Origin of the sequence: Corallococcus sp. CA053C (assembly GCF_003611675.1) — a bacterium.
GTDB lineage: Bacteria > Myxococcota > Myxococcia > Myxococcales > Myxococcaceae > Corallococcus.
In genome coordinates this window covers 1-7,899 of sequence record NZ_RAWA01000441.1, presented here as the reverse complement: position 1 = coordinate 7,899, position 7,899 = coordinate 1, and the positions used below count along the sequence as shown (strand labels likewise).

Annotated in this window: 8 protein-coding genes; 4 read left to right on the top strand and 4 right to left on the bottom strand. The window is 70.6% G+C overall.

Going from position 1 to position 7,899, the window contains the following annotated elements; translation table 11 throughout:
• The first annotated feature begins 87 nt into the window (after nucleotides 1–87).
• Together D7V97_RS36665 and D7V97_RS36660 are read left to right on the top strand one after the other, a co-directional pair.
• Nucleotides 88–849, top strand: a complete 762-nt coding sequence (locus D7V97_RS36665) for a ParA family protein (protein WP_120615260.1) — start codon at nucleotides 88–90, stop codon at nucleotides 847–849.
• Between the two features lie 17 nt (nucleotides 850–866).
• Nucleotides 867–1,778, top strand: coding sequence for a glutaminase (locus D7V97_RS36660; RefSeq protein ID WP_120615259.1), 912 nt, complete (start codon nucleotides 867–869; stop codon nucleotides 1,776–1,778).
• Between the two features lie 12 nt (nucleotides 1,779–1,790).
• Here the strand turns inward: D7V97_RS36660 and D7V97_RS36655 are convergent, their stop codons facing one another.
• Both D7V97_RS36655 and D7V97_RS36650 read right to left on the bottom strand, forming a co-directional pair.
• On the bottom strand, nucleotides 1,791–2,717 hold the full coding sequence (locus D7V97_RS36655) for an alpha/beta fold hydrolase (protein WP_120615258.1): 927 nt from the start codon (nucleotides 2,715–2,717) through the stop codon (nucleotides 1,791–1,793).
• Nucleotides 2,704–3,090 carry a MerR family transcriptional regulator gene (locus D7V97_RS36650; RefSeq protein ID WP_120615257.1) on the bottom strand — a complete coding sequence of 129 codons (387 nt, stop codon included), beginning with the start codon at nucleotides 3,088–3,090 and terminating at the stop codon, nucleotides 2,704–2,706. The genes D7V97_RS36655 and D7V97_RS36650 overlap by 14 nt, the downstream gene beginning before the upstream one ends.
• 116 nt (nucleotides 3,091–3,206) lie before the next feature.
• Here D7V97_RS36650 and D7V97_RS36645 point away from each other — a divergent pair, with 116 nt between their 5' ends.
• Nucleotides 3,207–4,400, top strand: coding sequence for a sugar MFS transporter (locus D7V97_RS36645; RefSeq protein ID WP_233583450.1), 1,194 nt, complete (start codon nucleotides 3,207–3,209; stop codon nucleotides 4,398–4,400).
• 28 nt (nucleotides 4,401–4,428) lie between these two features.
• Here D7V97_RS36645 and D7V97_RS36640 read toward each other — a convergent pair whose 3' ends face one another.
• Both D7V97_RS36640 and D7V97_RS36635 read right to left on the bottom strand, forming a co-directional pair.
• Nucleotides 4,429–5,799, bottom strand: a complete 1,371-nt coding sequence (locus D7V97_RS36640; protein ID WP_120615255.1) for a metallophosphoesterase — start codon at nucleotides 5,797–5,799, stop codon at nucleotides 4,429–4,431.
• Nucleotides 5,800–5,814: 15 nt separating this feature from the next.
• Nucleotides 5,815–7,272: a C25 family cysteine peptidase gene (locus tag D7V97_RS36635; RefSeq protein WP_147445124.1), complete on the bottom strand. Its 1,458-nt coding sequence runs from the start codon at nucleotides 7,270–7,272 to the stop codon at nucleotides 5,815–5,817.
• Between the two features lie 409 nt (nucleotides 7,273–7,681).
• Here D7V97_RS36635 and D7V97_RS36630 point away from each other — a divergent pair, with 409 nt between their 5' ends.
• Nucleotides 7,682–7,879, top strand: a complete 198-nt coding sequence (locus tag D7V97_RS36630; protein WP_120615253.1) for a DUF6229 family protein — start codon at nucleotides 7,682–7,684, stop codon at nucleotides 7,877–7,879.
• Nucleotides 7,880–7,899: the final 20 nt, after the last annotated feature.

Sequence of the window (7,899 nt, the reverse complement as noted above, 5' to 3'; positions counted from 1 at the left end):
CCATTCTGGGGCGCCCCCAATGGAGCGGGCGTTCCATTCCGGCGCGGCCCTCCGGGCGGCGGATTCCTGGTAGACCCGGAGCCCATCATGCCGACGATTGCGTTCTGTACCATCAAGGGGGGCGTCGGGAAGACGACCCTGTGCGCGCACGTGGCGGCGGCGCTGGCGGACACGGGCCGCCGGGTGTTGCTGCTGGACCTGGATCCGCAGGCGCACGCGTCGCTGGTGCTGGGCCTGGAGACGCGGGACGGCCCGTGCGTGGCGGACGCCTTCGGGCCCCGGCCGAAGCACCGGCTGGACGAGATCGTCGTCGCATCACCGAAGCGGCAGGGGTTGTTCATCGCGCCCGGAGCCCCGCGCATGGCGGCGCTGGAGCGCGAGCTGTTCGGGTGGGGCCACCGCCTTCAGGCCATTCCGCGCGCGCTGAAGACGCTCTCCTGGACGCCGGACGTCGTCATCGTGGACACGCCGCCGAGCATCGGCGCGTTCACGGAGGCGGTGCTGTGCTTCGCGGATGTGGTGGTGGCGCCGGTGCCCACGGGCGCGTTCGCGTTGCAGGGGCTGGGCGAGATTGAAACCGCGTGGCGCGACGTGCGCGAGAGCGGCGGCGAGCTGGTGGCCGCGGTGAACCTGTGGGACCGGCGCACGCCCGCGACCAACGAGGCGATGGAAGAGGCGCTGAAGGACGTGACGGTGCCGGTGCTGCGCACGCGCATCCCCCGCTCGGAGTCCATCAACCAGGCGGGCCTGGGCTACGAGGTGGTGTTCGACACGAGCCCGAACGCGTCCGGCGCGGAGGAGCTGCGCGCGCTGGCGCAGGAGCTGGCGAAGCGCGCGGGACTGCGCTGACGAAGGGCTGACTGCGCATGGACTACCAGGCGGTGTTGACGCAAGTGTGGGACTCGGTGCGGCCGATGCTGGGGCAGGGCCGCGTGGCGACGTACATCCCGGCGCTGGCGGCGGTGGATCCGGGCCGGTTCGGCATGGCGCTCGCGACGGTGGAGGGGGACGTGTACGGCGTGGGCGACTGGCGCGAGCCGTTCTCCATCCAGAGCATCTCCAAGGTGTTCACGCTGGCGCTGGCCCTGTCGCGGGACGGGGACGCGCTGTGGAAGCGGGTGGGCAAGGAGCCGTCGGGCAACCCGTTCAACTCGCTGGTGCAGCTGGAGTACGAGCAGGGCATCCCGCGCAACCCGTTCATCAACGCGGGCGCGCTGGTCATCACGGACCGGCTCTTGCGGCTCACGGGGGACGCGCGAGGCACGCTGCGCGACTTCCTGCGCGTGGAGAGCGGCAACCCGGCGGTGGACTTCGATGCGGTCATCGCCGCGTCGGAGGCGGAGCACGGCCACCGCAACAGCGCGCTGGCCCACTTCATGGCGAGCTACGGCAACATGGAGGGCTCCGTCCCGGAGGTGCTGGAGCACTACTTCTGGCAGTGCTCCCTGGCGATGAGCTGCGCGGACCTGGCGCGGGCGTGCGGGTTCCTCGCCCGGCATGGCCAGCGCGCGGATGGGGCGCGGCTGCTCACGCGCAGCCAGGCCAAGCAGGTCAACGCGGTGATGCTCACCTGCGGCACGTACGACGCGGCGGGGGAGTTCGCCTACCGCGTGGGCCTGCCGGGCAAGAGCGGCGTGGGCGGAGGCATCGTCGCCATCATCCCCAACCGCTGCGCGCTGTGCGTGTGGAGCCCCGGGCTGGATGCGCGGGGCAACTCGGTGGCGGGCGTGGAGGCGTTGGATCGCTTCACCACGCTGACGGGCCTGTCCATCTTCTGAAGCAGCGCTGCTTCAGCGTAAGGCGTCCAGCAGCGCGGCCAGCTTCTCCGGCTGGGAAGCGAAGGGCGAGTGTGACGACTCCAGCGTGTCGACGGTGAAGGCGTTGCCGGGCGTGAAGGCGTCGGCTTCGCGGATCATCAGGTCCTGGAGCGCGGGGGCAATCGCGCGGTCCTGGGCGCAGCGCAGGTAGCTGCGCGGGATGCGGCCCCAGCGCTCCTTCGTGGCGCCCACCTTGGCGGTCCAGAGCGACTGCGGGAGGTCCGGCGTGAGGGTGAGCGCGAAGGGCAGGAAGCCCTCGGTGTCCACGTCCTGGTAGAAGGCCAGGCGCAGGGCTTCGAGGTACGCCGCGTCACCGCGCGGGTTGATCCGCACCGCGCCCAGCTTCGCGGGGTCGCCCACGAAGAGCGACTGCCCGTAGCCGGTGTGGGCCTCGGGGAGGGCGCCGTAGCCGCTGGCGCTCTGGAGGCGCAGCGGGCAGTACGCGCTCAGGTACACCAGCCGGCCAATGAGCTGCGGTGCCAGCTCTCCCGCCCGGGTGATGACGGTGCCGCCCGCGCTGTGACCCACGAGCACGGGCTTCGGTCCGTCCTTCAACTTCTCCAGCGCCGACACCACCGCCGCCGCGCAGTCCTCCAACGTGAGGTCCGCCTGCGGGGAGCGCTCCTCGGTGAGGCGCGCCGTGTTGCCCGTCAGGTAGGAGGCGGGAAAGCGCGCGTTGAGGCCGTGGCCGGGCAGATCGATGGCCACCACCTGGTGCCCTCTCGCGGAGAGGAACTGCGAGACGCGGGTCCAGTGCAGGGCGTTGTGCCATGCGCCGTGCACCAGCAGGAATGTCCGCGGCTTGGAGCGCTTCGCCGGCGCGGGGTTGGCCGTGAGGCCGAGTCCCGGCAGGAGGCCCGTGCCCAGCAGGGCGGTCTTCATCACGTCACGACGGTTCATGGGGTGCTCGCTCGGTTGAAGGAAGGGGGGAGTCGTTCGCGTCCAGCACGGTGAGGAGCCGCTCCCGCAGGCGCGCGAGGTCGAAGAGCTGCCGGTCGACCTCCGCCAGTCGTTCGCGGTGGGCCGCGAGCGCGTCCGGGCAGACGGCGTTCGTGACCTGACGGAGCATGCACGGCGGGAAGGTGCTGATCTCCTCCAGCGAGAAGCCCAGGCGGATCATCCGGGCCACCTGCATCACCTGGGGGACCGCTTCGTCTCCGAAGTCGCGGTAGCCGTTGTCGCGGCGGTGCGAGGCGATGAGCCCGGCCTTGTCGTAGTGGCGGATGGAGCGCGCACTGGAGCCCGTGCGCCGGGCGAGTTCTCCGATGTTCATCCTGCTCTCCTGGAAACGGACGCTAGCCCCTGACACCGGTGTCAAGGTCAAGCGGCCGATGAAGGGCGCCACGAGTCGCTGTCGGGATGCCCGAGCGCGTTCTACGGTGCGCGCCCGTGCGTCCTTCCGAATCCGTTCTCCGTCCGCGTCCCGCGCTCCTCACGCTCGCCTACCTGGCGTTCATCAGCCTGGGGCTTCCGGATGCCGTGCTCGGTGTCGCGTGGCCGTCGCTGCGGAGCACGTTCGGCCTGTCGCAGGCGGGCATGGGCGCCATTCTCTCCACCGCGGCCGTCGCGTACTTCACGTCGGGGTTGCTCGCGGGACGGCTGATGCGCGCGCTGCGGCTGGGGCTGTTGCTGGCGTTGAGCACGGGGCTCGTGGCGCTGGGGCTCGCGGGGTACGCGACCGTGCCCGTGTTCGCACTCTTCCTCGTCGCCGCGTGCTGCATCGGCTTCGGCTCGGGGGCCATCGACTCCGCGCTCAACAACTACGCGGCCCAGAGCTTCGGGCCCAGGCACATGAACTGGCTGCATGCCGCCTACAGCGTCGGCGCGGCGCTGGGGCCGGTGCTGATGACGGCGCTGCTCACGCGGGGCGCGGGGTGGCGCTCCGGGTACGCCGTCATCGGCGCGGTGCTGGGCGCGCTGGCGCTGACGTTCCTCGTGATGCGCCGCCAGTGGGATGCGCCGGTGCGGGACACGGGCGATGCGCACGCCGAGGCACCCACGGGCTCCGCGTTCGAGGCGCTGCGACGGGCCCGCGTGTGGCTGCAGATCGCCACGTTCTTCTTCTACACGGGCGTGGAGGTGACGGCCGGGCAGTGGAGCTACACCGTGCTCACCGAAAGCCGGGGCCTGCACACCGCCGAGGCCGGCACCTGGGTGAGCCTCTACTGGGGCAGCCTGCTCGCCGGTCGCGTCCTGTCGGGCTTCATCGTGGAGCACCTGGGCTCGGTGCGGATGCTGCGCGGGAGCACCGCGCTCGCGGTGGTGGGCGCGGTGCTGTTCGCGATTCCCAGCGTGCCGCCCGTGCTGGGGCTGGTGCTGCTGGGCTTCGCGCTGGCCCCCATCTTCCCGGGCCTGATGTCGGAGACACCGCGACGGGTGGGCACCGACGTCTCCGCGCACGCGGTGGGCTTCCAGGTGAGCGCGGCCACCGCGGGCGTCGCCGTGCTGCCGAGCCTCGCGGGCGTCATCGCGGAGCGGTGGGGGCTTGCGTATGTCGCGCCCCACATCGTCGCGTGCGCCGTGATGCTGGCCGTGCTGCACGGGGTGCTCTCCGCGTCGGCCGACCGCGCCGTGACGCGCTGAGAAGGCACACCGTGCGAGCCGTGCCGGATCAGCTCCCCGCGGGCAGCTCCGCGCTGCCCAGGGTCTGGAGCCCCTGGTCCTTCCACTGGGCCAGTCGCAGGGTCGCTCCCGGAGCCGAGGCCTTGGGCGCGACCTCCACGCAGGTGAAGCGGTGCTCCACCCGGGCCAGCCGCTGCTTGGACGGATCCAGCGAGGGGTTGGACTGGAGCTCCTGGAGGTAGTCGCCCCACTCCGCGTCGGAGGCATCCGGCGCGGGGAGCCGCAGCAGGGAGATCCACGTGCCGGTGTTGGCGTAGACGCGGCCGTTGCCCTGGTGCCAGCGCGCCGCGTGCGTGTGGCCCATCACCACCGCCTGATGGCTGAACTTCTTGCCCAGCCGCTCGCTCTCGGCCAACTCGTCCTTCGCTGGCTCCAGGGAGAAGTACTCCGTGCCGGTCGTCCCGGCGACCTTGCGGTGCAGGCGTGCGTAGAGCGCGAAGCCCGCCTTGCACAGCTTCAGGCGCGCGCGGCCCAGGGCATCCGGGTTGTCGAAGGCGTTGAGCGCCTGCGGATCCAGCACCGACATCAGGGCTTCCACCTCCTCGTCATCCAGGTCCACCTCCGCGAGCGTCCGCGCCAGCTGTGAATCCGCCTCCGAAGGCATGTTCGCGTCCCGGGGCTCGATGGCGAAGGCCGGAGGGAGGTCCTGGTTCTCCAGCAGGCGGCGGATGAGGGTGACGGTCCCGGTGGTCAACAGGACCTTGAGCGCGTCCGGCTTGACGCCCAGCGCGACCATCACCGCCCCCTGGAAGTCGGGCTTGAGCAGGTCCATGTACCGCATGCGGTGCTGGTGCTTGAGCGGGTTGAGCAGGTTCTTCACCAGCACGGAGCCCGGCGGGTACTGGAAGCCGACGCGGCTCGTGGACAGCAGCGAGCCGTAGTCGATGCGGTTGGCCACGTCATTGTGCTCGCCGTGCGTGACGAGCACCCGCGCGCCGCCCACCTCCAGGAGGAGCGGCTCGGTGCCGTCGCGGAACACCAGCCGCGAGGCCACGTTGGCGGGCTGGCCCAGCGCCCCGCGCACCACGGCCTGGACCTCCGGCAGGGCCAGCTCCAGGTCGTGGTTGCCCACCACCATCGTCGCCCGGCCCCCCGCGGCCAGCACCCGGCCTAGGGCCTGGAGCGACGGCGCCGTCTGCGCGGACGTCACCAGCGCCCGGGCCTGCGCGAGCGTGCGCTCGGAGTCCACCGTGAGCGGGTCGTCGTTGAGCAGGAAGTCGAAGCTGTCGCCGTTGAGGACGACGTGCGTGGGCGTGCGCGTGAAGGAGTCGAGCAGGGTGGGGAGTTCGGCGGCGCCCGCGAAGATGTCATAGGGCCCTCCGTTGCCGAGGTGGAGGTCGCTGAGAATGAGCGTTCGCATCGGTCCAAGCTCCTTTCAGGGAAGCGTCTGCAGGTCGGTGTGCCGGATGCGCACCGCGGGATCGCCCAGCACCACGTAGTTGCGCGCGTCGTTGCGCTCGATCCACCGGTGGAGCAGCTCGCGGGGCGCGAGCTTGTTGTTGGGCATGTTGGGATCGAGGTGGTTCAGCAGGAGGTTGTTCGCGGCGGAGAACCGGTCGCGGAAGTCGCGCAGCGCGTGGCCCACGGGCTCGCCCGCCATGATCTTCGCGAGCGTGTTCTTGAACGCATGGGTGGAGGCCTGGGCCATTTCGAGGGGCTTGATGGAGAAGCCCCAGGCCCGCTCCACATGACCGATGACCGCCAGCGCGCCGCCGCCAGGATGGGAGAGGAGCCGCCGGGGCAGGGCCGCCACGAAGGCGGCGGGAGCCAGTGCATCACCGCGCCGCGTGGGCGTGAGCGGGAACTCATCGTGGGTGGGCGTGCCCAGGCCGAAGCAGGCGAAGAAGAAGGCCACCAATCCATGCAGCCGGGCATCGTCCTGGATGTCCGAGGCCGCCACGTAGTGCGCGGGAGCCATCGCGCCGAAGCCGGTCCAGTCCTGGCTCAGGAGCGCGCCCTGGTCCGAGCGCTGGCGCGCGTCGTTCGCCGGGAAGCCGATACCGTGGGAGGCGGTGAAGAGCACGGCCGGACGCACCTCCCGTCCATGGAGCGCGGTGAGCAACCACTCCTTGGTCGCATCGTCCTCGATGGCTTCGCGGCTGGCATAGCCCAGCTTCGCGGCGATCGTCTTGTTGAGCTGCGGAGCCTGATCCGCGGGCGCCCCCCGGGTCAGGGGAATGACGAGCTGATCCGTGCTGAGCTCCGTGGAGCGATCTCCCAGGTGCTTGGGACTCCACCAACTCACCTGCCGGTGGTTGGGGACGGAGGCGCCCTTCTCGTAGGCCACGACGCTGTCCGCGTACCGCGTGTATTCCTCCGGCGTGTCGAAGGAGAGGCGGCCCACCGCGTGGAAGAGGGAGAGGGTGTGCTGGACGTCAAAGGGGATTTCGTCCGGACCTCCCACGAGGAGCAGGTAGTACGGCACCTGCGTGGGCTCCACATCCCCCATGGGTGTTCCATGGCGCGCCAGGAACTTCTGGGCCGGCTCACCCGGGAGGTACGTGAGGACGTGAACCAGGTCTGAGGCCATGAGGCTGCGCCGGTGGGCGATGAGCGGCTCCAGGCTCTTGCGGACCTCCTCGGAGGCCTGTGCGTGGAACACCACGGCCCAGCCAGCCTGGGTGGGATCCTTCTTGTCCACACCGAACATCGTGTCGAACGGGAGGCGCACGGGGTTGTCGCGGAGCCAGTTCCTCCATCGCTCGAGGTACGAGGCATGCCCACGGGGCGCCGCCATCTTCGCCGCCGCTGGAAACCCGACGGGCGGGACGAGGTACTGGCCGGTGACGCCATCAATACCGTTGAGGAACAGCGGGTCTTCAGGACTGGGCATGGGGCGCTCCACGGAACTTGATACCCCGCTTTTCGCTTCAGGTCCTCCATCCTAGGCCTCCCCACCCACCTCGAAACCACGGCGGTCCCCGGGCTGTCAGGCCCCGAGCGCTTACCCGCTCGGCCTGTCTTGCGCGCGGCTCCCCCTCCGACTCCGGGGCCGGCTGTCCCGCAGGACACAGCGCGCTCGCCCCCGGGGGCACCCTGGCGCAGATGTATCGTGGCAATCCCTTACGTCATTCCCCGTGGGTCACGGGCTCCGGGCGGGAGCCGTGGCTCGGGGATGCAATGATTTGGACGCTTTCCTGGCCCTGACGTCCCTATGTCTGGCATTGGGATGCGGGGCCGTGTTCGACTTTCCCCGTCGTGCGGTCCACGTCCCCCGACGTCCCCCGAAGAGGAGAGCGCTCATGACGATGAAGCCCGAGGTCCTGGAGGTGGTGAAGGGCTGGCTGACCGGTGCCGAGGAGTCCCATGGACTTCCCAACCCCGCGGGCCCGCTGTTCGTGGGCGGCGCGCGCACGGAGCAGGCGCTCACCGAGTCCCACCTGGTCGCGGATACCGGCTGCAGCGCGTGCACCGCCTGCGCCGACGCCTACTGCTGCTAAAGCCGTCCCCCTTCCGGTTC

What these genes read in the sequence shown, in the direction of transcription:
- D7V97_RS36665 (WP_120615260.1), top strand. Translation starts at nt 88, where the DNA reads ATGCCGACGATTGCGTTCTGTACCATCAAGGGGGGCGTCGGGAAGACG.
- D7V97_RS36660 (WP_120615259.1), top strand. Translation starts at nt 867, where the DNA reads ATGGACTACCAGGCGGTGTTGACGCAAGTGTGGGACTCGGTGCGGCCG.
- D7V97_RS36655 (WP_120615258.1), bottom strand. Translation starts at nt 2,717, where the DNA reads ATGAACCGTCGTGACGTGATGAAGACCGCCCTGCTGGGCACGGGCCTC.
- D7V97_RS36650 (WP_120615257.1), bottom strand. Translation starts at nt 3,090, where the DNA reads ATGAACATCGGAGAACTCGCCCGGCGCACGGGCTCCAGTGCGCGCTCC.
- D7V97_RS36640 (WP_120615255.1), bottom strand. Translation starts at nt 5,799, where the DNA reads ATGCGAACGCTCATTCTCAGCGACCTCCACCTCGGCAACGGAGGGCCC.
- D7V97_RS36635 (WP_147445124.1), bottom strand. Translation starts at nt 7,272, where the DNA reads ATGCCCAGTCCTGAAGACCCGCTGTTCCTCAACGGTATTGATGGCGTC.
- D7V97_RS36630 (WP_120615253.1), top strand. Translation starts at nt 7,682, where the DNA reads ATGACGATGAAGCCCGAGGTCCTGGAGGTGGTGAAGGGCTGGCTGACC.